The organism is Microbacterium hydrocarbonoxydans, assembly GCF_023715885.1.
Classification (GTDB): domain Bacteria; phylum Actinomycetota; class Actinomycetes; order Actinomycetales; family Microbacteriaceae; genus Microbacterium; species Microbacterium hydrocarbonoxydans_C.
The window spans coordinates 547,856-571,683 of sequence record NZ_JAMBOY010000001.1; the positions used below are offsets into that span (position 1 = coordinate 547,856).

Here is a 23,828-nt window from a genome sequence, read left to right on the forward strand (position 1 = left end):
ATGCGAACGATAGGCGTTCTCGGCGGCATGAGCTGGGAGTCCTCGCTGGAGTGGTATCGGCTCGCGAACCAGCGGGTGCGCGACCGCCTGGGCGGCCACAGCTCCGCGAAGATCGTGCTCGACTCGGTCGACTTCGCCGAGATCGAGGCGATGCAGGCTCGCGGCGACTGGGATGCGGCGGGCGACCTCCTCGCCGATCGCGCTCGCGCCCTCGAGAGCGCCGGTGCGGAGCTGCTCGTTCTCTGCACCAACACCATGCACCTCGTCGCGGATCGGATCCAGGATGCCGTCGACATCCCGTTCCTGCACATCGCCGACGTCACGGCCGAGGCCGTCACCCGGGCCGACCTGTCGGCCGTGGGTCTGCTCGGCACAGCCTTCACCATGGAGCAGCCGTTCTACCGGGACCGTCTCGCCGCGCACGGCATCCGCACTCTCGTCCCCGACACCGACGACCGTCACGCGGTGCACACGATCATCTACGACGAGTTGGTGCACGGCGAGATCCGCGAGGAGTCGCGGCAGCGCTACCGCGAGGTCATCGACCGTCTGGTGGAGCAGGGCGCCGAAGGCGTCATCCTCGGGTGCACGGAGATCGAGCTGCTCGTGTCCGCCGACGACTCACCGGTGCCGGTGTTCCCCACCACGGCCCTGCACGTCCAGGCGGCCGTCGATCGGGCGCTCGGCGAGGACTGAGTCGCTCTCAGCGCTTCTCGGGGCGCCGGTCGCCGACGTAGAGGAGCTCGCCGGACCCCTCCCCCTGTCGGGCCTCGAGGTGTGCAGTGATCACCGCCTGCGCATCCGACTCGCGGGGCGTGCCGACATCCGCCGGTCGGCGCCCGGCGGTCACGCTCGTCCTTTGAGGATGAGATTCCAGTACACCCACGGCAGCACCCATCTGTCCAAGAAGTATGTGAAGCGGCGTTCGCGATAGAGCGTACGCCACCACGGGATGGACGGTCGCAGTCGGCCGCGACGATCGAACTCGGCGAACACCGCAGTGCGGCGCGTGACCGTGAACGGCGTCTCGCTGTACCCGTCGTACTGTCCCCGTCTGCGGGGTCGCGTGAGGCCGTCGGCGACGATCTTCGCCTGCGCTCGGATGGCTCCGCCGGAGCGGATGCGTGTGAGCGATGCAGCGTCGCCCAGTGCCCAGACGTCATCCCATCGTCGGTGGCGAAGAGTCTCGCGATCGACGTCGACGAAGCCGTCGTCTCCGTGCAGGTCGCTCTCGGCGATCCACTCCGCGGGCATCTGCGGCGGTGACGCATGCAGGAGGTCGTACCCGATCGTGGTGGTCTGCCCGTCGACGACCACATCCAGCTCAGACGCGTGCGGACGCACCTCGGCGATGGTCGCGGCGTAGAACGTCTCGACGCCGTAGGCATCGAGTGTGCGACGCAGCTCGGATGCGACCGCGTCGATGTGGAAGGGCGCCGGCTCCGGAGTGACGAAGACCACCCGTATGCGGTCGAGCACGCCGCGCTCCCTCCAGCGATCGCAGGCGAGGTACAGGGGCTTCTGCGCGACGCCGGCGCACGATGCCGGTTCCGCCGCCTGCGTGAAGACGACGGTTCCGGATTCGAGCTCCCGGAGCCCGGTCGACGCCGCCTCCGCGAGATCGAGGGTGTAGTTCGAGACCAGAGAGGCGCCGCCTGCCGCCTCCTGCAGCCCGGGGATCGCATTCCACCGCTGCTCGATGCCCGCCGCGATGATCAGCTGGTCATACTCCATGCGTCCGCCGGACGCCAGTTCGACGGAGTTCTGGGCTGGCCGCACCGACACGACGCGATCCCGCACCCATCTCACCCCCCCGGGGAGTGACCTTAGCCTGCGGGCGAACGACCTCGCGGCGGTTCGCGACGCCGCCGGCGATGTGGGATTGCAGCGGCGCGTACACGTGCTCCTGGCGAGGCTCGACGATCGTCACGTCCGCGACGCCCCGCCGACGGAGGCGCGCTGCGATCGAGACACCGGCGTTCCCCCCGCCGACGATGACGACGGGACCGAGTGCCTTCGACGCAGATCTGCTCATGACACCGAGCATCCCGTCGAATGTCGATCTGCGCCAGGCTCTTGCGTCTCGTGCGGTGCTGCCTGTCGACGGCGGACCGGACCTTGCGCTTCGCGCGCGATCAGGCGGGCGGGGCGGCCGTCGATGCCCGCACGATGAGCTGTGAGGCGAGCGGCGCGAGGGCGCCGACGGCGCCGCCCGCAAGGATCTGCAGCAACAGGTCGACCGCGACGCTGCCGCTGCGGTCGATCGGCATCCGCACCGTCGTGAGAGCAGGCGTCACGGCGCCGGCGAGGTCGATGTCGTCGATGCCCACGATGCTGACGTCGGCGGGACAACGCCGACCGAGCTCCAGCAGTCCCGCCTCGAGGCCGAGCGCGACGAGGTCGTTGTAGGCGACGACCGCGGTGGCGCCGCTCGCCGCAGCCGGCGCCGCAGCAGCGCGGCCGCCCTGGATCGACGCGGCCTGGTGGCTGAGGAGCGTGAGGCGGATGCCGTGGCGCTCACACGCGCGGGCCACGGTGTCGGCGCGGTGCACGTCGGCCCACGAGCCGCGGGGGCCCGAGGCATAGGCGATATGGGTGTGCCCGAGAGCCGCGAGGTGCTCGATCGCCTGAGCCGGGCCGTGCTCGGCGTCCATGACGACGCAGGTGGCGCCGTCGATCTGGCGGTTGACGACGACGAACGGGGTGTCGCCGACGAGCGCGAGAACATCCTCATCGGGCAGGCGCGGTGAGCACAGCAGCATCCCGTCGAGCTTGCGCGCCTGTTCGATCTGCTCGCGCTCGCGGCGGAGGTCCTCATCGGCATCGAAGACGACGATGCGGTGCCGACCGTGCCAGGCCTGCCCCTGGATGGCCTTGAGCAGGGTGCCGTAGACCGGGTTCGCGACGTCCGGCAGGATCACGCCGAACGTGCGCGTGGCGGTGACCGCCGACTGCGGAGTGGCGTAGCCGAGCTCGGTGGCCGCTTCGAGCACGCGGCCGAGGGTTCCGGGGGCGAGCCTGTCGGGCTCTCCGAACGCCCGCGACGCCGTCGCGATGGACACGCCTGCGTGACGTGCCACGTCCGTCAATGTCGCTGCCACGAGCACCCTCCGCCTTTCGTGCAATCCTACGATCCCACTCCTGCATGTAAACGCGCTTGACAACTTTGTACAACTCATACACACTCGTTTACATGACGATCACCGCCGATCACCCGCAGTGGTGCGCGGCCCACAGCGAAGGAGCCACCGCGTGAGCACTCCCGCATCGGCCCTGAGCCGCACCGCTCGCATCTCGACCACCGCGCCGGCAGCCCCCGCCCGAGCCGGGATCCTGCACCTCGGACTCGGGAGCTTCCACCGCGCGCACCAGGCCGCATACACCGCGGCGGCCCTGCAGGCGGAGGGCGGCGACTGGGGCATCGTGGGCGTCGCCTCGCGCTCCCGCACCATCGTCGACGCGCTGCACGCGCAAGACATGCTGTACTCCGTCGCGACCATCTCGCCCGAGACGACGTCGCTCTCGATCCCCGGCGCGCACACCGACGCGTTCGTCGGCGCCGACCAGCCCGACCGCGTCGTCGCCCAGATCGCCGACCCCGGCATCCGCATCGTCACCCTCACGGTCACCGAGAACGGCTACAGCTACTCGGCCGCGACCCAGCGCCTCGACCTCGACGACGAGATCGTGCGAACCGACCTGCGCGGCGGCGCTCCGCGGTCGACCATCGGACAGCTGGCGCGAGGCCTGCAGGCCAGGGCCGCCGCCGGCGGTGCACCGATCTCCATCCTGAGCTGCGACAACCTCGCCGCCAACGGCAAGCACACCGAGAAACTCGTCCGCGAGTTCCTGCAGGAGCTCCCGGGCTCCGAGGGTGCGGAGGCGCTGACCTTCCTCGATCGCTCCGTGGCGTTCCCGTCGAGCATGGTCGACCGCATCGTGCCGGCGACGACCGGCGAGCTGCGCACACGCGTCAGCACGCTGCTCGGCGCGCGCGACGACATCCCGGTGCCCGCCGAACCGTTCACGATGTGGGCGATCGAAGACGCCTTCGCGGCAGGTCGCCCCGCATGGCAGGTCGGCGGCGCCGTGTTCACCGACGAGGTAGCGCGGTACGAGCAGATGAAAGTTCGCCTGCTCAACGGCACGCACTCGCTCATCGCCTACCTGGGCGCCCTGAGCGGCGTCGCCACGATCCCCGCCGCCATCGGCATCGACGGCATCGAGCGCGCCGCAGAGGCGGTGCTCCGCGACGAGTACGAGCCCTCGATCGAGGTACCCTCGGGCGTCGACATCCGCGCCTACGAGAGCGAGCTCTTCGACCGCTGGGCGAACACCGCGCTCGGCCACCGCACGAGCCAGGTCGGCACCGACGGATCGGTCAAGCTGCGCCAGCGCATCCCCGAGCCGGCTCTCCTGTCGCTGTCACGCGGCGAGATGCCGCACCTCATCGCACTCACGGTCGCCGGCTACCTGTCCTGCATCGCTCCGCTACCAGGATTCGACCCGGGTCTGCACGCCGCCGCGATGACGGATGCCGCGCGCGACCGCCTCGCCTCCCTCGCCGCCACCGCACGGGATGGCCGCGAGCTCTCCCACCGCGTGATCGCCGAGCTGCATCTGTTCGGCGCCGAGCTCGGAGAGCAGGATGCTTTCATCGAGCGCGTCGGCGAACTCACCGACACCATCCGTCGCCAGGGCGTCGGCGCGGCGATCACAGACGCCCTCGACGCCTCCCGGACCCCCACGAAGGAGATGCAGCCATGAAGGCTCTCGCCATCCACGGCAAGGAAGACATCCGCTGGGAGGACCGCGAAGTCCCGACCCCCGGCGCACGGGAGGTGCGCCTCCGCGTGAAGTACGTCGGCATCTGCGGATCCGACCTGCACTACTACTTCCAGGGCGCGAACGGCGAGTACACGATCCGCGAGCCGCTGACGCCCGGACACGAGCTGTCGGCCGTCGTCGACCTCGACCCGTCCGGCCGTCTCGCCCCCGGCACCCCCGTGACCGTGCACCCCGCCCGTTACGGCGCCTCCGTACCGGGTCTCGAGGACCGTCCGCACCTGCGCGCCGGAGGCGACTACCTGGGCAGCGCGGCAGCCGATCCGCACCGGCAAGGCGGAGCATCCGAGCTGCTGATCGTCGAAGACCACATGGTCCGCGTCCTCCCCGAGGGCCTGCCGTTGGAGCGCGCCGCGCTCGCCGAGCCGCTCGCCGTCGCGATCCATGCCGTGAGCCTCGCGGGCGACCTCCGCGACAAGCGCGTCCTGGTGATCGGCGCAGGCCCCATCGGTCTGCTCGTGGTCGCCGGCGCGGCGCACGCCGGCGCGTCCGTGGTCGGGGCGAGCGACGTGCGTGAGGAGCCTCTCGCTCGCGCGCAGGCGCTCGGCGCAGCCGAGGTCGCCCTCGTCGGCCGCGACACCATCGAAGACGAGTCGTACGACATCGTGTTCGAGTGCTCGGGCGTCGGCGTCGCTCTGACGCAGGCCGTCCGGGCGGCCCGCCGCGCCGGCACCGTCGTGCAGGTCGGCATGCTCGCGAACGCCGAGATCGGGGTGAACCTCGCGCCGATGCTCGCCAAGGAACTGACGATCCGCGGAGCGTTCCGCTTCTCCACCGAGATCGACGACGCGGTCGCGATGCTCGCCGAGTCCGACGCCCTCGATGCGGTCATCTCCCACGTCCTCCCGGCATCCGACGCCGTCCAGGCCCTCGAGCTCGCTCGCGACTCGTCGGCCTCGGCCAAGGTCCTGCTCTCCCTGTAATCGTCACCCCACCCAGACACATCGGTTCCCGGTCCGAAGGAGTACCTCCCATGTCAGAACAGCAGACGGCGGCGACAGCTGCCGATCCCGCCGCGAAGAGGTCGGTCCGCGATCTCGTTCGCGCCGCCATCTCGGGGTGGCTCGGCACCGCCCTCGAGTTCATGGACTACCAGCTCTACTCGCTGGCCGCAGCGCTCGTCTTCGCCGACCTCTTCTTCTCCTCCGAGAACCCCGCTGTCGCGGTCGTCGCCGCGATGGCCACCTACGGCGTCGGCTACGTCGCCCGTCCGGTCGGCGCGTTCTTCTTCGCCCGCCTCGGCGACAAGACCGGTCGCACGAAGGTGCTGTTCTACACGATCCTGCTCATGGGTCTCGCGACGACTCTCATCGGCGTGCTGCCGACGTACGATCAGGTCGGCATCCTGGCTCCGATCCTTCTCGTGGTGCTGCGCATCGCCCAGGGCTTCGGCGCCGGCGCCGAGATCTCGGGCGCGGGCGTCATGCTCGCCGAGTACGCTCCGGCCAAGCGCCGCGGCATCATCGCGTCGCTCGTCGCCCTGGGCACGAACTGCGGCACGCTGCTCGCCTCAGCCATCTGGGCGATTCTCCTCGTCGCGTACAGCGAAGACGAGGTCATCGCCTGGGCATGGCGCATCCCGTTCATCGCCAGCGCCGTGATCATGCTCTTCGCGATCTGGGTGCGCTTCAACCTCAAGGAGACACCGGTCTTCGAGGAGCGCGAGGACGTCGTCGACGGCAAGGCGCTCTCCCGCGAGGAGACGATCCAGCTCGCCACCGAGACCGGTGACGTCCGCACCCTCGAGGCGATGCAGCGCAAGCCGATCAAGGCGTTCATCATCGCGCTGCTGCTGCGCTTCGGCCAGGCCGGCAACTCGGGCATGATCCAGACGTACCTCATCAGCTACATCACCGTCGTGCTGCTGCTGGATCGCTCGATCGGCGTGAACGCGGTGATCGTCTCGTCGCTCGTCGCATTCGTCACGGTGCCCCTCTCGGGCTGGCTCGGCGATCGCTTCGGCCGCAAGCGCATGTACATGGTCTGGGCGGTCATCGCTCTCATCGTGATCGTGCCGACCATGCTCATGATCAGCAGCAAGGACACCCTGCAGGTCTTCGTCGGGTACGTCGCGCTGCACAACCTCGCGGTGATGAGCTTCGCCTCCCTCGAGAACCTGACCCTTCCCGAGATCTTCGGCGCCCGCAACCGCTACACCTACACGGCCATGGCCCGTGAGATCGCAGCCATCGTCGCGACCGGTGCCGGCCCCGTCATCGCGGCCGCCTGGGTCTCGGCCGTCACGGGCTCGTTCATCCCGATCGTCATCATGCTCGTGTTCTTCACGCTGTGCGCGCTCGTGGCATCGATCTGGATGCCGGAGGTCGCCGGTCGCGACCTCACCGACCCGCGCGACGCGATCTGAGCGCGCCGACGATCACAACCAGGGGTGCGGTCGACCCGAACGGCCGCACCCCGCACCTCTCATCCCGCACGATCAGGAGAAGACCATGGCCATCGAGCTCGTCGACGTCATCATCACCAGCCCCGGGCGCAACTTCGTCACGCTCAAGATCACGACCTCCGACGGCATCGTCGGCTGGGGCGACGCGACCTTGAACGGGCGCGAGCTCGCCGTGGCCTCGTACCTCTCCGACCATGTGGCCACGACGCTCGTCGGCCGCGACGAGGACCGCATCGAGGACACCTGGCAGTACCTGTACCGCGGCCCGTACTGGCGCCGCGGCCCCGTCACCATGGCGGCGATCGCCGCGGTCGACATGGCCCTGTGGGACATCAAGGCCAAGAAGGCCGGGATGCCGTTGTATCAGCTGCTCGGCGGTGCGAGCCGCGAGGGCGTCCGCGTCTACGCGCACGCGTCCGGCACCGACTACGAGGCGCTCAAGAACGCCATCGCCGGATACGAGGAGCTCGGCTACACCGCCGTGCGCGTGCAGACCGGAGTGCCCGGCCTCGGCCAGATCTACGGCGTCTCGAACGCCGGCCCCGGGGTGCGCTACGATTACGAGCCGGCCAAGCGCTCGGGCGACCGCCCGAGCGAGGAGACCTGGGACACCCGCAACTACCTGAACCACATGCCGGGGATCTTCGCGCGCATCCGCGAGGACTTCGGCTCCGATCTGCGCATCCTGCACGACGGCCACCACCGCATGTCGCCGATCGAGGCCGCCCGCTTCGCGAAGGACATCGAGCCGTACGACCTGTTCTGGCTCGAGGACTGCACGCCCGGCGAGGACCAGACCGCGTTGCGGCTCGTGCGCCAGCACTCCACCACCCCGCTCGCGATCGGCGAGGTCTTCAACTCGGTGCACGACTACCAGACGCTCATCACCGAGCGACTGATCGACTACGTGCGCTCGGCGGTGACCCACACCGGCGGCATCACGGCCATGAAGAAGCTGCTCGACTTCGCGGCGATCTACGGCATCAAGTCCGGCATCCACGGGCCGACCGACATCTCGCCGGTCGGCATGGCGGCGGCTCTGCACCTCGACCTCGCGATCCACAACTTCGGCATCCAGGAGTACATGCCGCACAACGAGCAGACGCTCGAGGTGTTCCGCACGTCGTTCACGTTCGACAGGGGCTTCCTGCACCCGAGCGAGCAGCCGGGACTCGGCGTCGAGCTCGACGAGGAGGCCGCGGCCGGGCACGAGTACACCAAGGCGTATCTGCCGGTGAACCGTCTGCTCGACGGGACCGTGCACGACTGGTGAGCCTCCGCCCGTGGCACGTTCTGCGGCCATGGGCATGTTCTGCGGCCACGGGCATCCGCTCGTGGCCGCAGAAGGTGACGATGGCCGCAGAAGTGACGCTCCGGAGTTCCCGGACCGGACCACCCCGCAGGGCGCGTAGCCTCGAAGCATGTCGAAAGCCGTTCTGACTCCCGCCGCGGCATCCGACCTCCCGGCCGTCGAACCGAGCGCGCGCCTGCTCTCGCGGGCTGCCGTCAACGCGCGGCCCCTGGCCCTCGCTTACCGGCTCATCGCCCTGGTGGTCATCGCGACGGGAATCGCGCGGAACGCCGGCATCGTCGACGGAGCGATCGACCCCACGACGTTCCTCTATTACACGATGGTCAGCAACCTCATCTGCGGAGGTTGGATGCTGCTGCTCTCCGTGCGAACGATCGGCGATCTTCGCCGCTCCGGCTCCCGCGGCACGTCGACGCCGAGCGCCCGATGGAGCGGCGCGGTGATGATGGCGATCACGGTCACGATGCTCATCTACCTGGTGGTGCTGGTGCCGACGCGGTTCGATGCGGGCGACACCGACATCTTCTCCCTGACCGACAACCTCATCCACATCGTCACGCCGGTGCTGCTGATCGTCGACTGGCTGCTGTTCGTGCCGAAGGGCGCGTTCCGGTGGGGTGACCCGGTGCTGTGGACGCTGATCCCGTACGCCTACCTCGTGTGGGCGTTCGTCTACGGCGCGCTCGGCGGCGAATTCGTGCCGGGCCAGCGCTACCCGTATCCGTTCATGGACGTCGACGCACTCGGGATCCCGGGAGTCACGCAGTGGGTCATCGCGCTGTCGTTCGCCCTGATCGCCGTGGGGTTCGTGTTCGTCGTGCTCGATCGCGCTCTCGCGGCGCTTGCTCGCAGCGCCGCTGGGCGTTGAGAGAACTCCCCGGAAGGCCGCGGTTCAGTTGATGATCTCAGCCCGTGGGTCGGAGTGCAGCGCGGCGAGCTTCTCGCGCCACTCGGCGAGCGCCTCGGGCGAGAGCCGCGTCCAGTCGTGCACCTCGCGCACGATGCGCAGCGGCTCAGCGCTGCGATACGACCTCGTCGGGTTGCCGGGGAACTTCTTGTCGGTCACGTTCGGGTCGTTCTCGAACTCTCCCACGGGCTCGACCTCGTAGACCCGCGGCTCTCGATCGCCCGGCGCGAGTTCCGCCGCGAGCCCGGCGCCGTCACGCAGCGCCGTGAAGTAGATGTGGTTCATCACGATCTCGGGCCGGTAGTTCGATCGGAACCCCGCAGTGAGGAGGTCGCCCGGCTTCAGGTCGGCCTTCGTGCCGTGGAAGAACGGACCGTCGTCGAGTGCGTCTGTCACCCGCACAGCCTACGACTGCGCGGGTGACACACAGAAGCGGATCTCAGTCGCCGGAGCGACGCGTGCCGATCCCCGGCTCGTCGTTGTGGATCGACTCGTCCTTGACCTCGCCCTTCGAGGCGGGGTCGACGCGGACCGCGCCGGCGCCGCCGGAGTCAGCACCAGCGCCGCCCGCCGGAACGTCGTCCACGGCATCCGGGTCGTCGCCTCCGCGATCGTCGAGCATCTCGGCGATACGGTCCTTCGCGTCGGGTTCGGCCGCGGCATCCTGTGCGTCGCCGACGCTGTCTGCGAGACTCACTCTTCGACCCGCAGATCGTCGGGGGCGTCGCCGCTGTGCTGGGACCCCTCGTCTTCCGGAGCCAGGTCGCCCTGCCCGTCCTCACCGATCTCGGCCTCGAGCGGCTCGTCGCCCTGCGTCTCGGGCTGCTCGGTGTCGGTCGGGAAGGTGCCGTCGGTCGGGTCCTCCGTGCGCGGCACGCCGGGCATCTCCGGCTCGAAGCTGTTCGCGAATGCGTCGATGTTCGTCATGGAGTCCTCCTGTGTGGGTTGGCGGACGTCCATGGTGACGCGGACCGAGGGCGAACGCAGGACGGTTGACAGCCGCGTCGCCCGGCTGTATCCCGGCCGACACCTCGGTGCGGCGCATAGTCTTGCCGATACACGACGAGGATGAGGAGAGACGGATGCTCGAGGCGAAGGACAGCGTGAGACTCGGCGGTTCAGGGCTGAAGATCTCCCCCGTGGTGCTCGGATGCATGAGCTTCGGCGTTCCGGACCGCGGGGCGCACCCGTGGTCGCTCGACGAGGAGGCGAGTCGTCCGCTGATCCGGCACGCGCTCGAGACCGGGATCACGACGTTCGACACGGCCGACGTGTACTCCGACGGCACCAGCGAGGAGATCGTCGGACGGGCCCTCGCCGACTTCGCGCGCCGAGACGAGATCGAGATCGCCACGAAGGTGCACGGCCGCATGGGGCCCGCTGCCAATCAGGCTGGGCTCAGCCGCGCGCACATCATGAGTGGCATCGACGCGAGCCTGCGGCGCCTCGGCACCGACTACGTCGACCTGTACCAGATCCACCGCTGGGACCCCGATACGCCCATCGAGGAGACCATGGAGGCTTTGAACGACGTCGTGCGCTCGGGCAAGGCGCGGTACATCGGCGCGTCGTCGATGTGGACCTGGCAGTTCGCGACCGCCCAGCACGTCGCACTCCAGAACGGGTGGACGCCGTTCGTCTCGATGCAGGACCAGTACAACCTGCTGCAGCGCGAGGAGGAGCGCGAGATGCACCCGTACTGCCTCGACTCCGGGGTCGGCGTGCTGCCCTGGTCGCCGCTCGCCCGCGGACGCATGACCCGCGACTGGGACGACACGACGGCCAGGACCGAGTCGGATGCGTTCGGCGCGACGCTCTACCGGAGCGAGGAGCGGTCGAACCGCACGATCGTCGAGGCCGTCGCGCGCGTCGCCGAGGCCCGCGGCGTCTCACGCGCGCAGATCGCGCTCGCCTGGGTCGCTCAGCAGGATGCCGTGACCGCGCCGATCGTCGGCGCGACGCGCGTCGGGCACATCGACGACGCGGTGGCCTCCGTCGGCATCCGTCTCGAGGAGTCCGAGGTCGAGGCGCTGGAAGCCGCCTACACGCCCCGCGCACCCGAGGGGTTCTGAGCGGGGCTCCGCCCGCGGTCAGTCGCGCTGCGCGGACGCCAGCTCTCGCAAGGCGTCGGCGACGAGCGCGTGGTCATCGGCCGACGGCAGACCCGACACGGTCGCCACGGCCACGACGCCCACGCCGCGAACACGCACCGGGACGGCTCCGCCGGCGACGGCGTACGTCGCGGCATCCAGCCATCCCGGCTCCATCGGGTCACGTCCCCCCGCTGCCACACGCGCTTCGAGCAGCGCCGTGCTGGTCTCGAAGCGCAGCGCGGTCGCCGCCTTCTTCGCGACCCACGAGTCGTTGTCGGCCGTCGCGCCGGGGAGCGAGGCGTGGAAGAGCACCCCGAAGGCGGTGCGGATGTCGATCGCGATCGGCGCCGACTCCGCCAGTCCGCGCTCGGCGATCGCGCGGCCGAGCGCCCACGCGTCGGCCCTGTCGAATCGGTCGAGCTCGAGCTCCGAGTGCTCCTCCTCGAGGCGGCTGAGCCATGCGTCGTCTGTCATCATCGTCGATCCTTCCGTGGCGAGGGTGCTCCCCCAGTCTGCCGCCCCTGGTCGGGCGTAGAGTCCGAGTGTGCCCGATCCTCGACCCGCCCTGATCATGCCGCCGCTCATCGACGAACGGACGCGGCTGCTGTTCGTCGGCATCAACCCCGGGCTGCGTTCGGCCGAGGTCGCCGCACCCTTCGCGCACCGCAGCAACCGGTTCTGGAAGGCGCTGCATGCCGCCGGCATCCTCGACCGGGTCGTCGATGCGTATGACGGCGTGACGCCGCCCGATCGCGAGCACATCCTCGCGCGCGGCGTCGGGGTCAGCACGCTCGTGCAGCGGGCGACCCGCGCCGCCGACGAGCTCGCCCCGGAGGAGCTGGTCGCCGGGGTCGACGACCTGCGGCACCTCGTGGCCGAGCACGACCTCGCGGTGGTCGCGATGCTCGGCATCGGCGCCTACCGCACCGGTTTCGGGCGTCGGAAGGCCCGCCAGGGCGTGCAGGAGGAGACGCTGGGCGGCGCCGAGCTGCGAGTGCTGCCCAATCCGAGCGGGCTGAACGCCGGGTCGACGCTCGCCGACCTCGCGACCGCTTTCCGCGAGGCGGCGGTCGCCGCGGGGATCGTCGACGGAGAGGACCCTTCGCCATGACCGACGCGGATGCCGAGCTCCGTGCCCTGCAGTCACGGGCCTACGGACGGGATGCCGACATCGCCCGCGACCCCGAGGCGATGAGGCGCCTCGCCGACCTCGAAGCGCCGCAGCCCGTCGAGCCGTCGGTCGCCGTCGTACCTCCGTCGGCGACGCCCGTGTCAGCATCGGAGGCGGCGCCGTCCACGGCTGCGGAATCCATCGAACCCGAGGCCGAGCCGCGACTCGGGTTCTTCGATCCACGCCCGCGCGCGGCATGGATCGCCGTCGCGTGCGCGGCCGTCGCGGTCGTGGCCGCCGTCTCGGCGTCCGTCGCCACGGCCGTCACCGCGGCCGCTCGTCCTGTCGAGCCGGGACTCGTCGACACGATCGCCGTCGATCCCGGCGCCGACTGGTGGGACGCCCTCGGCGAGCGCACCGACGGATCGGTGCTCTTCGAGGACTGGTACGGGCTGACGTTCGTGCGCAACGAGGGCTGGAGCGAGATCGACGACCAGCGGTGCCTTCTGGGAGTGCCGACCGAGACCGTCCGGTCCGCATCGAACGGTTTCACAGCGATCGGAATGGAGTGCTCCGCCGGCGCGTTCCCGGCATCCCTCCAGATCATCGTCGATGCCGGACAGCCCGATGCGTTGCGCGACCGGTTCCCCGAGGGCGCGGCCCTGAAGTTCACGCTGCGCGGCGACACGGTCGAGGTGCGCGCCGACAGTCAGGACGGATGATGACGTTCCGCGACAGCAGTTGTCAACGTCTGGCCCCTGCGTCCGGGGTGGCTTCTAGGCTGGAGTCATGACTGTTCCCACCATCGCCCTGAACTCCGGCCACTCCATCCCGCAGCTGGGTTTCGGCGTCTTCCTCGTGCCTGCGGATGAGGCCGAGAAGGCCGTCTCCGAGGCGCTCGAGGTCGGCTACCGCCACATCGACACCGCCGCGATCTACAAGAACGAAGAGGGTGTCGGCGCCGCCATCGCGAAGAGCGGCATCCCCCGAGACGAGCTGTTCATCACCACGAAGCTCTGGAACGACCGCCAGTCCGGCGAGCAGCCGCGCGAAGCGATCCGCGAGAGCCTCGACAAGCTCGGCCTCGACTACGTCGACCTGTACCTGACGCACTGGCCCACGCCCGAGAAGAACACCTACGTCAACGCGTGGAGCAAGCTCATCGAGATCCGCGACGCCGGCCTCTCGCGCTCCATCGGCGTCTCGAACCACCTGCCCGAGCACCTCGACCGCCTCGTCGCCGAGACCGGCGTCGTTCCGGCCGTCGACCAGATCGAGCTGCACCCGGCGTACCAGCAGCGCGACGTGCTCGCCTGGGCCGAGAAGAACGGCACGAAGATCGAGTCGTGGGGTCCGCTCGGCCAGGGCAAGTACCCGCTGTTCGAGAACCCCGCGGTCGCCGAGGCCGCCGAGGCGCACGGCGTCACTCCCGCCCAGGCCGTGATCCGCTGGCACCTGCAGAAGGGCTTCATCGTCTTCCCGAAGTCCAGCCGCAAGGAGCGTATGCAGCAGAACTTCGACGTGTTCGGCTTCGAGCTGACGGATGACGAGATCGCCGCGATCGACGGCCTCGACCCGCTCGACGGTTCCGGCCGCGTCGGCACGCACCCGCTCGACTTCAACTGATCGAGCCCGCGATCCACTGAGGAGGGGCGGATGCCGGGTGAGCGCCCGGCATCCGCCCCTTCCCGGATCCGCCCTCAGGCGCTCAGCGACCCGAGGCTGCCGAAGATCAGTCGCGGACTCGCGTCCGTGTGCAGCACCGTGAAGAGGGTGCGCGTGCAAGACCGGCAGCGCACGATCGCGGCGCTGTCGTCGAGCTCGACGACGGCCTCGGCCAGACAGGCCTCGCTGCCGCATCCGTCGCACGTGCCGCGGAGCCCGGTGACGTCGATGCCGAGGATGTCGAGCACCTGACCGGCGATGGCATTGCCGTCCACGCGGGCGGCGGGGTGATCGTGACTCATCAGCTGCCTCCGAACCTCTCGGTGCGCACGCGGTCGGGCTCGTGCCCGAGCTGCACGAGGATGCTCGACACGTGCTCGACGAATCCGGTGGGCCCGCAGACGAACACGAGGGGCCGTCGGTCCGCCGGCCAGACGGCGTCGGCGACGGCATCCGCGTCGAGCCTTCCCGCCCTGCCGTTCCACCCGGGAGGAGCCGACCGCGTGTACGCCCAGCGCACGCCGACCCCCGCGTCGTCGGCCGCCAGTTCGGCCCCGAACATCGCATCGTCCGCACTGCGGACGGAGTACAGCAGGCGCATCGACGATCCGGCGCCCGCCGCCTTCGCCGCACGCGCCATCGCGACCAGCGGGACGATGCCCGATCCGCCGGCGATCAGCTGCACCGGACCTTCTTGATCCGGCCGCCACACGAAGAAGCGGCCCAGCGGACCCTTGACCTCGAGCTCGTCGCCGACCATCACGTCACGGACGAGATAGGGCGACACCTCTCCGGTCGGGATCTCGTCGACCCCGAGCTCGATGACCGTCGAATCCCCGGACGACGCGAGCGAGTACGAGCGCACGGCCTGATAGCCGTCTTCGGCGGTCAGCCGCACGTCGACGTGCTGGCCTGGATCGCTCCCGGGCCAGTCGGACACGTCGAGCAGGATGCTGCGCGACGACGCCGTCTGCTCCGTGACGCCGACCACACGCGCCGGCCGCCAGCCGGCGACGATCACCAATAGCGCTCCTCGGTCCAAGGATCGCCGTGCATGTTGTAGCCGTTCTGCTCCCAGAATCCGGGGGCGTCCTCGTCCATGAGGGTGAGACCCCTGACCCACTTGGCGCTCTTCCAGAAGTAGAGGTGCGGCACGATCAGCCTGGCCGGTCCCCCATGCTCGGGGTCGAGCGGCTCGCCCTCGAATTCCGAGACGACCCACGCCTGTCCGCCGAGCAGGTCGTCGAGCGGAATGTTCGTGGTGTACCCGCCGTAGGAATGGGCCATCGCATACGACGCACTCGTGTCGATGCCGGCCAGCAGGGTGTCGAGCGACACACCGCGCCAGTGCGTGCCGAGCTTCGACCAACGGGTGACGCAGTGGATGTCGGTGTGCACATCTTCGAGGGGCAGCGCGTGCAGCTCGTTCCAGGTCCAAGACGTCAGGGCGCCGCTCTCGTCTCGGATGCCGAAGCTCCACTCCGACGTGTCGATCCGCGGCGTGGGGCCGGCTGAGAGGACAGGGAAGTCCTCGGTGAGGTACTGCCCGGGAGGGAGGTTCGGCTCGCTCTCCCGCCGCCGCCCGCCGAATCCTCGCGAGATCACAGCCATTCGTCATCCTCTCCCGTACACATGGCGCCAGCTTGGCCCGATATACCGGTCTTGCGCAAGCGCAGCGCCGGAGTCGCAGGGCCCCGGTGCCGTCCCGGCCGCGCGGGCGGTTGCCCGCATACACTCGAGGGAGTCGCGTCGCGAGTCCGGGCGCGAAGTTCGAAGGTGAGATCGTGCCGCTGTCCGAGACGTCCGGAGGCCCCGACGACGTGGAGCTCCTGTATCGACTCTCGCGCGGCGACGAACCGGCGTACCGTCTGCTGCACGACAGACATCAGGCGACGGTCTTCCGCATCGCTCTCCTCCTGACGGACACGGTGAGGGATGCCGAAGAGGTCGCCGCGACGGCGTTCCTCGAACTGTGGCGAAGACGAGCCAGGGTCCGCCTCGTGCGCACCTCGGTGCTGCCGTGGCTGCTGGTCGCCACGTGCACCGCGGCGACCGACGCGCTGCGATCACGGCGACGATACCGCCGCCTGCTCCGCAGGATTCCCGCGGACGGCGGGGCGTCGGATCACGCGGAAGCGGTCGCGCGGGCCGTCGACGCGCTGAAGCTCCCCGACGGCCTCGGCACGGGTCTGAGAGAACTCGGCCGCCGCGATTCCCGCATCGCGGTCCTGTGCCTCGTGCATGGGCTGACCGCCTCCGACGCGGCGCTCGTCCTCCGCTCTCCGGAGCCCGCCGTGTTGTCGCGTCTGACCCGCGTGCGCCGGAGGCTGCGGCGAGCGCCGCACCGGTACCCGTCGGCCGTCGAGGAGGCGAACGCATGACTCGATCGGACGGCAGGATGCCGCACCACGACGAGGTCCAGGAACTCCTCGTCGAGCAGATGCGCCGCGATCTCGCTCGACCCGTGTGGTGGAAGACGCTCTGGGGCCGCCTGACCATCGCGGGCGGGGTGGTCGCTGTGGCAGGGGTCGCCGTCGCAGGTGTCGTGCTGCTCGACGAGCGACCCGTCACCGAGACGAGCATCGTGCACTGCCTCGAAGGCCCGTATCGCAACCCCGACGGCACCCTGTCGGGGGCGGCGGCGAGTGTCGCCACCCCCGACGGCGTCCTCGCGATCGAAGACGCGGAGGCCATGTGCGTTCAGATGTGGGAGGCGGGCGCGTTCGAGGAGAACGACCCGCTGTCCGCCACTCCGACGCCCGGCACGGCGCCGGCGGAGTTCACCACCTGCGTCACGGATGAGGGCGAGGCAGCCGTGGTTCCCGGGATCATCGAGTGCTCGGTCCTTCGGCTGCATCCCTACCGACCCGCAGAGCCGATCGACGGGTAGCGCTGACGGCTCGCGGAGCCCGAGGGCCGCAGCCGCGGTGGCTCAGTGAGCGACCTCAGCCCACGTTCGGGTGCGCAGCGACTCGTCGATGGCGTCGAGGACGCGTGCGGCGGAGACCGCCTCCTCGATGCCGATGCGGCTCGGCAGGTCGAACTCCACCATCTGGAGGAAGTAGTCGAACTGCTGTGGGACCACACCGTCCAGACGCCCGTCGAGCTCGGGATCGAGCATGGTGTTGGGCAGGCGGAACTCGTCCAGCGTGTCGAGGGAGACGCCCTCTGCGGTGACGTCCACCTTGATGTTGCCGTCGGTGCCGTAGAGGTCGAACTGGGAGGCGAGTCCGCTCGGGGTGGATTCCGGCAGCACCCAGGAGATCTCGATCGTGCCGACGGCACCGTTCTCGAGTTCCGCGAGGATGAGAGCGACATCCACGCCGTCCTTGCTTGCGGCCGGGAGCACCTTCGCCGCGGTCGTCGCCGAGACGCGCACGATGGGACTGCCCGAGATCCACTGCACCAGGTCGATGTCGTGGATGCCCTGATACATGTAGATCGGCGAGGCGCCGTTGTTCGCGAAGCCGACGCTGCGGGGAACGATGCGGGCGGCGCGGAAGTGCACGGGCTCTCCCACCGCCCCCGCGGCCACGGTCTTCGCCGCTGAGCGGAAGCGAGGGTCGTGACGAAGAACGTGCCCGACGAGGACCTTGGATTCGGTGGCTTCGGCGGCGGCGTCGGCGATGGCGCGCGCGCCCTCCAGGGTGTCCGCCAGCGGCTTCTCGACGAGCACGTGCAGACCGGCCTGCAGAGCCTCGACCGTCACCCCGACGTGGAGCCTGTCCGGCACGGCGATGATGACTCCGTCGAGGGCGACGTCCTCGCGGGCGGCGTTGAGCGTCGGATACCAGGGCGCGCCGTACTGCTGGGCGACGCGGCGCCCGCTCTCCTCGAACGGGTCGACGACCGCGGCCAGGGTGGCGCGGGGATTCTCCGCGACGATGCGACAGTGCACCTGGCCCATACGGCCGGCGCCGACGACGGCGATGTTGGTGGTCATGCTGATGCTCCCTTCGTGAGCGTGGGCACGGCAGCCAGATAGCGCTTGGTCAGCGCCATGGGCTCCGTGATGGATGTTCCGACGACGACCGCGAACGCCCCGGCGTCGAATGCCGCCCGCAACTCGTCTGGGGACTTGATGCGTCCTTCGGCGATGACGGGTGTGGGAAGAGCAGCGAGCCGACCGACCAGCGCGATGTCGGGATCACCGTTGCGATTCTGCGGAACGCTCGTGTAGCCGGAGAGGGTGGTGCCGACAAGCTCCGCGCCGAGGTCCGCAGCATGGGTGCCCGCCTCGAAGCCGTCGACGTCGGCCATGACAGGGGCGCCGAGCTCACGGACGGCGGGCAGCAGGGTGTCCACGTGCGGGAACTCCCCTCTGGCGCGCAGCGTCGCGTCCAGAGCGACGATATCCGCCCCGGCATCCAGGAGCATCTTCGCCCGGTCGACCGTGGGCGTGATCCACTGGACGCCGTCCTCCACCACCTTCTCCAAGCCGATGATCGGAACGTCGACGCGCGCGCGCACGGCGGCCACGTGCTCTGCACTGTTGATGCGCACGGCCGAAGCGCCGGCGAGGACCGCGGCTTCGGCGATGGCGGCGATGATTCCCGGATCGCGCAACGGCGACCCGTCCGGCGCTTGACAGGACACGATGAGGTGTCCGCGTAGCGTCTCGAGGTCGAGCATTCTTACTCCTTCACTGCGATGAGACCGGCGAACGCCGATCGGATAGTCACGTCCTCCGCGATCACGCGCGCTCCCTCGAGCGCCGCGTCGGCGCGGACCAGAAGCTCGTCGACCGGCACGTCGGCGCGGCCGAGCGCCGCACGGATCTCGTCCACGAACAACGGCGACCGCACCAGGCCACCCGTCAGGCCGACGGGTCCGACTGCGATGCGCGCGGCACGGATGGTCCGGGCGAGTTCGGTGGCTGCGGCGCGCACGATGCCGACGGCGACGGCATCTCCCTCGCCCGCGGCCGCCAGGACATCGGGGGCGAACTCGGCTACGTACTTCGGCGGCGGCGTCGAGCCCATCGCCTGTATATAGATGTCGGATGCCGAGCCGAGGCGGCGGGCACGATCGGAGAGCGTCGTCGGCCCTCCGCGCCCGTCCTGCGCGTCGAGCGCCGCCTGCAGGCCTCTCTGCCCGATCCAGAATCCGCTTCCGAAGTCGCCGAGCAGGTATCCACGGGCGTCGATGCGGCGGGGAGCGGTATCGGCTCCGATGCCGAGCGCCGCCGTTCCGGTGCCGCAGATCGCGACGGTTCCGAGGCGCGTGCCGACGGTGCCGAGGAACGCCGTCACAGCATCCGCTGCGACCACGACGCGCCGAGCGCCGAGGGAATCCTGCAGCAACGCGGCGAGAGTCGCCGGCGCATCCGATCCCTCGACGAAGCCCGAGAGTCCCACTCCGATGCGCGCGGGACGAGCCGCCGTCGGCACCCGTTCACTGATGCGATGCGCGAGCGTGCGCACCTGATCGTCGTCGGTCAGCGCGGTGACACCGAGGGAAGTGTCGACCACGTCGCCGTCGTCGACGCGCAGGCGGAAGCCGGTCTGACCGATGTCCACCGCGAGTGTGCCGCTCATAGGACACCCTCCTCACGGGCGGCACGCGAGGCGAGCTGCGATGCGGCGGCCCGGTCGAGGAACCAGGCGACGTCGGGATGCTCGCGCAGCACGCTCGCAGGCACGTCCTCGGTGCGCGGTCCCTCCATCGCGGCGGCGACCGCGGCGGCCTTCGCGTCGCCGGATGCCACGACCACCAGGCGACGGGCTTCCATGATGGTCCCGATGCCCTGGGTGACGCTGCGCCGCGGGACGTCGTCGGGAGAGTCGAAGAAGCGGGAGTTGGCCTCACGGGTCGCGGGGGCGAGGTCGACGACCCGCGTGCGCGACCGGAACGACGATCCCGGCTCGTTGAACCCGATGTGGCCGTTTCGACCGATGCCGAGGATCTGCAGATCGATGCCGCCGTGCGCGGCGATGAGACCGTCGTACGCCTCGGGCCTGTGTCCGTCGGGCAGGTGCACGCGAGCGGACGGGACCCCGAGCGGCACCGCGATCTCGCGCTCGACGACCGCGCGGTAGCTCTCGGGATGGCCGGCCGGCAGTCCGATGTACTCGTCGAGCGCGAACAGTGTCACCTCGGAGAGGTCGAGTCGGCGCCGTGCCATCTCGCCGTAGACGGGACTCGGCGACGACCCGGTGGCGACGCCCAGGTTGCGCAGCCGGCCTGCGCGGAGCAGCTCCTCGATGACGTCGACGGTCGCAGAAGCCGCAGCAGCGGCCGTCGGATAGGTCGCCGCGACGGTCTTGCGCAGCGCGACGTCGGTCACTTGACCCCTCCGAACGAGAGGCCGCGGGCCATGTGCTTGCGGACGAGGATCGCGAAGATGACGATCGGCAGCGCGCCGATGACACCTGCGGCGGTGAGACGGGCCCAGTTCGTTCCGAAGAAGCTGAGGAAGCCGGCGATCGTGACCGGGACGGTCTGGCTGTCGCCGCTGGTGAGCACGAGCGCGTACAGGAACTCGTTCCACGACTGGATGAGGGCGAGGACGAAGGTCGCGAACGCCGCGCCCCAGACATTGGGGAGCACGCACTGGAAGAGGGTGCGCCACTCGCCGAGACCGTCGATCATCGCCGCCTCCCGGATCTCGCGGGGGAAAGCGACGAGGAAGGAGCGGAAGATGAGGACGGCGAGAAGGATCGCGTAGAACGAGTGCACGATGGTCAGCCCGACCGGATTGCCGGTGAGGCCGATTCCGAAGAAGGCCCGGTAGAACGGCGTCAGCGTGAGGACAGGCGGAACCGTCGTCAGCAGCAGGATGCCGAGCGTGACGCGGGCGGACCACGCCGACTCGGGAGGCCACACCTGGGTCGTCAGGTACGCGAGCGGCAGACCGACGAGGATGCCCACGAGGCTGCTGATCACCGCGACGAGGGTGCTGACGACCATCGCCTGGCCCATTCCACCGTCGACCCAGGCGCTGACGTAGCTGCCGAACTGGGGGACGAAGAACCACACCGGCTCTCGACTGAAGGCGTCGACGTCGCTCTTGAGTGAGGTGCTGACCAGCCACACCACGGGCAGGATGCACCAGATGACGAAGACGTAGACCGCGACGACGCGGAGGGTGTGCAGGATGTTGCGACGCGTTCTCATCGACGTGCCTTCCAGATTCGCAGCCCCATGAGGCGAGTGGCGGTGGGGAACAGGACGATCAGCACGACGAGGGAGACCAGGGCGCCGACGGTGGTGGCGTACCCGATGTCGAACGTCTCGAAGCCGAGTCGGTAGACGTAGTTGCTGATGGCGAGGGTCGAGGTGCCGGGGCCGCCCTTCGTCATCGTGTTCACGATCGCGAAGGTCTTGACGGCGTCGATGACGCGCAGGAGCACGACGATCGACAGCACCGGGGCCAGCATCGGCAGGGTGACGTTCCAGAGCAGTCGGAACCCGCCTGCGCCGTCGAGCTGGGCAGCCTCGAACGGAGACGGATCGAGTGACTCCAACCCCGCGAGGACGATGATGACGACGAAGGGCGTGTTCTGCCAGACCTCTACGAGGATGACGGCGCCGAGCGCCGTGGCCGGATCCGCGAGGAAGGCGTGGCCGCCGATGCCCACCGTGTCGAGGAACCAGTTGATGAAGCCGGACGTCGGGTCCATGAGCAGACGCCACATCAGGCCGGCGACGACCGGGGTCAGCACCATCGGGATGAGGATGAGTGCTCGCAGCACCCCCTTGCCCGGGATCCGCCCGTGCAGGGCGAGTGCGATCGACACCCCGAGCACGAGCTCGATGGCCACGCCCGCGACGACGTAGATGAGGGTGACGCGGATCGATCCGAGCAGGGTCTGGTCCGACAGCGCCCTGGCGACGTTGTCCCATCCGACGAAGATGTTCTCGCTTCCGGGGCGGAGCAGGTTCTCCGCATGGGTGACGAGGCTCGCGCCCTGCATGACGATGATGACGAGCAGCGGAACGATGACGATCAGTGCGGGAAGAGCCAGGCTCGCCTGAGCGAGCCGCGGGCGGAGGGACTTGCGCCGCGGGGAACGCCGGAACGGAGGGTCCGAGACTGCGCTTTCGGCATCGGGACGTGGGGGCGTCATGAGCTTCGTCATCGTCTTGTTCTTCCGTTCCGGCGTTCGTTCTCTCAGCCGAGCTGAGCCTGGAGCGCTTCCTGCGCGGCGTTCAGAGCCTCTTCGGCATCCGCTTCCCCGGCGAGGGTCCGCGAGAGTGCCTGACCCACCTCGGTGATGATGGCGTTGGCGTCGGTGCCCGCGGGGAGGTAGTCGACGTTGCCGGTCGCCAGCTGCTCGAGCAGAGCGTCCTTGAACGCGCCGTACTTCTCGTCGTAGACCGGGCTCTCCAGCACCGCGTTGAGCGTGACGCCCACGGCTTCGGTGTTCTCGACGGCGTTCGTCTGGACCTCCTCACTCGTCGCCCAGGCCATGAACTTGTAGGCGGCGTCCTTCTTCTGCGAGAACGAGCTGAGGTACAGGGCGTGCACGTTCAGCGAGTTGTCGGTATTGCCGCTCGTGGGCGGATCCGAGATCGCATAGGGGATCGGCGCATACCCGACCTTGCCTGCGATGACGCTCGCCTCGGCGTCCTCATTGAACGGACCGTTGGCGGTCGCGTCGATGGTCATCGCCGCGTTCCCCTGGGTGAAGGCGATGCGGTTCTGCTCCCAGTCGAAGTTGCCGACGCCGGACGGACCGTAGTTCTTCAGCAGATCGGCCCAGAACTGCGCGGCCTCGACGGATTCCGGTGAGTTCACGGCGAGCTCGTCGCCGTCGTAGAAGTCGCCCCCGAACGCGCGCAGGAATCCGGCCCAGGGGTAGACGCTCTGGATGCCGGGGGCGCCGCGCAGCGTGATACCGGCGACATCTCCGCCGGAGCCCTCGCTGATCGTCTTCGCGGCTGCCTCCAGCTCCTCCATCGTCTGAGGCGGGCCGTCGATGCCGTACTGCTCGAAGAGGTCGGTGCGGTACATCAGCCAGGTGCTCTCGCCGTAGACGGGGAGGCCGAAGGTCGCGCCGTCCTTCTGCATGGGAGCGAGATACGGCTCGTAGAACTCGTCGAATCCGACGAAGTCCTCCCCCTCCGCCTCGTGCTCGGTGAGGTCGTCGATGTAGCCGGACTCGAAGTACCCGGTGCCGTACGTGTTGTCTGTGAACACGACGTCGTAGTCGCTGGACTTCTGGCTGAAGTTCAGCAGGATCTTGGCGGCCTGATCGCTGTAGGGCACGGTCTCGATATTGACCTTGATGCCGGTCTGCTCCTCGAACTCCGGGAGCAGCTCCTTCCAGTTGTCGGTGTACGAGATGTCCTCTGCCAGGACATTGATGGTGACGCCGGATGCGTCACCCCCGTCGCCCGAGCCGGATGGTGCGCAAGCAGTCATGCTCCCGGCTGCCGTCGCGAGGCCGGCGACGCCGACGCCGATTCGGACGGCGAGCCGTGGTGCACGCGAGCGGGCGGTTGTTGCAGCGCTCATGGAATCCTCCGTTGGAATGTGGTGCGTTCGG

Annotated in this window: 30 protein-coding genes; 12 read left to right on the top strand and 18 right to left on the bottom strand. The window is 69.4% G+C overall.

What is annotated here, in order from left to right:
• Positions 1-696 carry an aspartate/glutamate racemase family protein gene (locus M3195_RS02580; RefSeq protein ID WP_251584928.1) on the top strand — a complete coding sequence of 232 codons (696 nt, stop codon included), beginning with the start codon at positions 1-3 and terminating at the stop codon, positions 694-696.
• 7 nt (positions 697-703) lie between these two features.
• Here the strand turns inward: M3195_RS02580 and M3195_RS02585 are convergent, their stop codons facing one another.
• The 4 genes from M3195_RS02585 to M3195_RS02600 form a co-directional block, all read right to left on the bottom strand.
• A complete protein-coding gene (locus M3195_RS02585) occupies positions 704-850 on the bottom strand; it encodes a hypothetical protein (protein ID WP_251584930.1) in 147 nt (48 codons plus the stop codon).
• Entirely contained in the window at positions 847-1,809 is a 963-nt protein-coding gene (locus M3195_RS02590) for an NAD(P)/FAD-dependent oxidoreductase (RefSeq protein WP_308211564.1), read from the bottom strand. The genes M3195_RS02585 and M3195_RS02590 overlap by 4 nt, the downstream gene beginning before the upstream one ends.
• Positions 1,724-2,047: an FAD-dependent oxidoreductase gene (locus M3195_RS02595; protein WP_308211565.1), complete on the bottom strand. Its 324-nt coding sequence runs from the start codon at positions 2,045-2,047 to the stop codon at positions 1,724-1,726. The genes M3195_RS02590 and M3195_RS02595 overlap by 86 nt, the downstream gene beginning before the upstream one ends.
• An 88-nt stretch (positions 2,048-2,135) precedes the next feature.
• On the bottom strand, positions 2,136-3,080 hold the full coding sequence (locus M3195_RS02600; RefSeq protein ID WP_251584936.1) for a LacI family DNA-binding transcriptional regulator: 945 nt from the start codon (positions 3,078-3,080) through the stop codon (positions 2,136-2,138).
• Positions 3,081-3,252: 172 nt separating this feature from the next.
• On the opposite strand from M3195_RS02600, the gene M3195_RS02605 reads away from it, so the two are divergent.
• From M3195_RS02605 to M3195_RS02625, 5 genes are all read left to right on the top strand, one after another.
• Entirely contained in the window at positions 3,253-4,767 is a 1,515-nt protein-coding gene (locus tag M3195_RS02605) for a mannitol dehydrogenase family protein (protein WP_251584938.1), read from the top strand.
• A complete protein-coding gene (locus M3195_RS02610) occupies positions 4,764-5,768 on the top strand; it encodes a zinc-binding dehydrogenase (protein WP_251584940.1) in 1,005 nt (334 codons plus the stop codon). Before M3195_RS02605 ends, M3195_RS02610 begins: the two co-directional genes overlap by 4 nt.
• A gap of 50 nt (positions 5,769-5,818) precedes the next feature.
• A complete protein-coding gene (locus M3195_RS02615) occupies positions 5,819-7,210 on the top strand; it encodes an MFS transporter (protein WP_251584943.1) in 1,392 nt (463 codons plus the stop codon).
• Between the two features lie 85 nt (positions 7,211-7,295).
• A complete protein-coding gene (manD, locus tag M3195_RS02620; protein WP_251584946.1) occupies positions 7,296-8,522 on the top strand; it encodes a D-mannonate dehydratase ManD in 1,227 nt (408 codons plus the stop codon).
• Between the two features lie 148 nt (positions 8,523-8,670).
• Positions 8,671-9,429: a Pr6Pr family membrane protein gene (locus M3195_RS02625; protein WP_251584948.1), complete on the top strand. Its 759-nt coding sequence runs from the start codon at positions 8,671-8,673 to the stop codon at positions 9,427-9,429.
• Positions 9,430-9,453: 24 nt separating this feature from the next.
• Here M3195_RS02625 and arr read toward each other — a convergent pair whose 3' ends face one another.
• Genes arr through M3195_RS02640 form a run of 3 tightly spaced genes read right to left on the bottom strand, consistent with a single transcriptional unit; the run spans position 9,454 to position 10,395 of the window.
• Positions 9,454-9,864 carry an NAD(+)--rifampin ADP-ribosyltransferase gene (gene arr, locus M3195_RS02630; protein ID WP_251584950.1) on the bottom strand — a complete coding sequence of 137 codons (411 nt, stop codon included), beginning with the start codon at positions 9,862-9,864 and terminating at the stop codon, positions 9,454-9,456.
• Positions 9,865-9,907: 43 nt separating this feature from the next.
• Complete coding sequence (locus tag M3195_RS02635) at positions 9,908-10,165, bottom strand: hypothetical protein (RefSeq protein ID WP_251584952.1); 258 nt, start codon at positions 10,163-10,165, stop codon at positions 9,908-9,910.
• On the bottom strand, positions 10,162-10,395 hold the full coding sequence (locus M3195_RS02640) for a hypothetical protein (protein WP_096714121.1): 234 nt from the start codon (positions 10,393-10,395) through the stop codon (positions 10,162-10,164). Before M3195_RS02640 ends, M3195_RS02635 begins: the two co-directional genes overlap by 4 nt.
• A gap of 155 nt (positions 10,396-10,550) precedes the next feature.
• Here M3195_RS02640 and M3195_RS02645 point away from each other — a divergent pair, with 155 nt between their 5' ends.
• Positions 10,551-11,540 (top strand): aldo/keto reductase, encoded by a 990-nt coding sequence (locus tag M3195_RS02645; protein WP_251584954.1) that lies wholly within the window; start codon positions 10,551-10,553, stop codon positions 11,538-11,540.
• Positions 11,541-11,558: 18 nt separating this feature from the next.
• Here M3195_RS02645 and M3195_RS02650 read toward each other — a convergent pair whose 3' ends face one another.
• Positions 11,559-12,038 (bottom strand): heme-binding protein, encoded by a 480-nt coding sequence (locus M3195_RS02650; protein ID WP_251584956.1) that lies wholly within the window; start codon positions 12,036-12,038, stop codon positions 11,559-11,561.
• Positions 12,039-12,105: 67 nt separating this feature from the next.
• Here M3195_RS02650 and M3195_RS02655 point away from each other — a divergent pair, with 67 nt between their 5' ends.
• The 3 genes from M3195_RS02655 to M3195_RS02665 all read left to right on the top strand — a co-directional run bounded on the left by M3195_RS02655 (position 12,106) and on the right by M3195_RS02665 (position 14,298).
• Entirely contained in the window at positions 12,106-12,672 is a 567-nt protein-coding gene (locus tag M3195_RS02655; protein ID WP_251584958.1) for a mismatch-specific DNA-glycosylase, read from the top strand.
• Positions 12,669-13,394, top strand: a complete 726-nt coding sequence (locus tag M3195_RS02660) for a hypothetical protein (protein ID WP_251584960.1) — start codon at positions 12,669-12,671, stop codon at positions 13,392-13,394. The genes M3195_RS02655 and M3195_RS02660 overlap by 4 nt, the downstream gene beginning before the upstream one ends.
• Positions 13,395-13,461: 67 nt before the next feature.
• Positions 13,462-14,298, top strand: a complete 837-nt coding sequence (locus tag M3195_RS02665) for an aldo/keto reductase (protein ID WP_251584962.1) — start codon at positions 13,462-13,464, stop codon at positions 14,296-14,298.
• A gap of 74 nt (positions 14,299-14,372) precedes the next feature.
• Here M3195_RS02665 and M3195_RS02670 read toward each other — a convergent pair whose 3' ends face one another.
• Genes M3195_RS02670 through M3195_RS02680 form a run of 3 tightly spaced genes read right to left on the bottom strand, consistent with a single transcriptional unit; the run spans position 14,373 to position 15,948 of the window.
• A complete protein-coding gene (locus M3195_RS02670) occupies positions 14,373-14,639 on the bottom strand; it encodes a DUF6510 family protein (protein ID WP_251584964.1) in 267 nt (88 codons plus the stop codon).
• Complete coding sequence (locus tag M3195_RS02675) at positions 14,639-15,358, bottom strand: FAD-binding oxidoreductase (protein ID WP_251585323.1); 720 nt, start codon at positions 15,356-15,358, stop codon at positions 14,639-14,641. Before M3195_RS02675 ends, M3195_RS02670 begins: the two co-directional genes overlap by 1 nt.
• Positions 15,355-15,948 carry a sulfite oxidase-like oxidoreductase gene (locus M3195_RS02680; protein WP_251584966.1) on the bottom strand — a complete coding sequence of 198 codons (594 nt, stop codon included), beginning with the start codon at positions 15,946-15,948 and terminating at the stop codon, positions 15,355-15,357. The genes M3195_RS02675 and M3195_RS02680 overlap by 4 nt, the downstream gene beginning before the upstream one ends.
• A gap of 173 nt (positions 15,949-16,121) precedes the next feature.
• On the opposite strand from M3195_RS02680, the gene M3195_RS02685 reads away from it, so the two are divergent.
• Both M3195_RS02685 and M3195_RS02690 read left to right on the top strand, forming a co-directional pair.
• Positions 16,122-16,718 (top strand): RNA polymerase sigma factor, encoded by a 597-nt coding sequence (locus M3195_RS02685; protein WP_251584968.1) that lies wholly within the window; start codon positions 16,122-16,124, stop codon positions 16,716-16,718.
• Complete coding sequence (locus M3195_RS02690) at positions 16,715-17,227, top strand: hypothetical protein (RefSeq protein ID WP_251584970.1); 513 nt, start codon at positions 16,715-16,717, stop codon at positions 17,225-17,227. Before M3195_RS02685 ends, M3195_RS02690 begins: the two co-directional genes overlap by 4 nt.
• A gap of 42 nt (positions 17,228-17,269) precedes the next feature.
• Here M3195_RS02690 and M3195_RS02695 read toward each other — a convergent pair whose 3' ends face one another.
• Genes M3195_RS02695 through M3195_RS02725 form a run of 7 tightly spaced genes read right to left on the bottom strand, consistent with a single transcriptional unit; the run spans position 17,270 to position 23,797 of the window.
• Positions 17,270-18,280 (bottom strand): Gfo/Idh/MocA family protein, encoded by a 1,011-nt coding sequence (locus M3195_RS02695; protein ID WP_251584972.1) that lies wholly within the window; start codon positions 18,278-18,280, stop codon positions 17,270-17,272.
• On the bottom strand, positions 18,277-18,969 hold the full coding sequence (locus M3195_RS02700; RefSeq protein WP_251584974.1) for an N-acetylmannosamine-6-phosphate 2-epimerase: 693 nt from the start codon (positions 18,967-18,969) through the stop codon (positions 18,277-18,279). Before M3195_RS02700 ends, M3195_RS02695 begins: the two co-directional genes overlap by 4 nt.
• Before the next feature lie 2 nt (positions 18,970-18,971).
• Positions 18,972-19,874, bottom strand: a complete 903-nt coding sequence (locus tag M3195_RS02705; protein ID WP_251584975.1) for an N-acetylglucosamine kinase — start codon at positions 19,872-19,874, stop codon at positions 18,972-18,974.
• Positions 19,871-20,623 (bottom strand): glucosamine-6-phosphate deaminase, encoded by a 753-nt coding sequence (locus M3195_RS02710; protein WP_251584976.1) that lies wholly within the window; start codon positions 20,621-20,623, stop codon positions 19,871-19,873. The genes M3195_RS02705 and M3195_RS02710 overlap by 4 nt, the downstream gene beginning before the upstream one ends.
• On the bottom strand, positions 20,620-21,453 hold the full coding sequence (locus M3195_RS02715; RefSeq protein ID WP_251584978.1) for a carbohydrate ABC transporter permease: 834 nt from the start codon (positions 21,451-21,453) through the stop codon (positions 20,620-20,622). Before M3195_RS02715 ends, M3195_RS02710 begins: the two co-directional genes overlap by 4 nt.
• Positions 21,450-22,418, bottom strand: a complete 969-nt coding sequence (locus M3195_RS02720) for a carbohydrate ABC transporter permease (protein ID WP_251584980.1) — start codon at positions 22,416-22,418, stop codon at positions 21,450-21,452. Before M3195_RS02720 ends, M3195_RS02715 begins: the two co-directional genes overlap by 4 nt.
• Before the next feature lie 32 nt (positions 22,419-22,450).
• The gene (locus M3195_RS02725) at positions 22,451-23,797 is read right to left on the bottom strand and encodes an ABC transporter substrate-binding protein (protein WP_251584981.1); all 1,347 of its coding nucleotides are present in this window, start codon (positions 23,795-23,797) and stop codon (positions 22,451-22,453) included.
• Between the last annotated feature and the right edge of the window lie 31 nt (positions 23,798-23,828).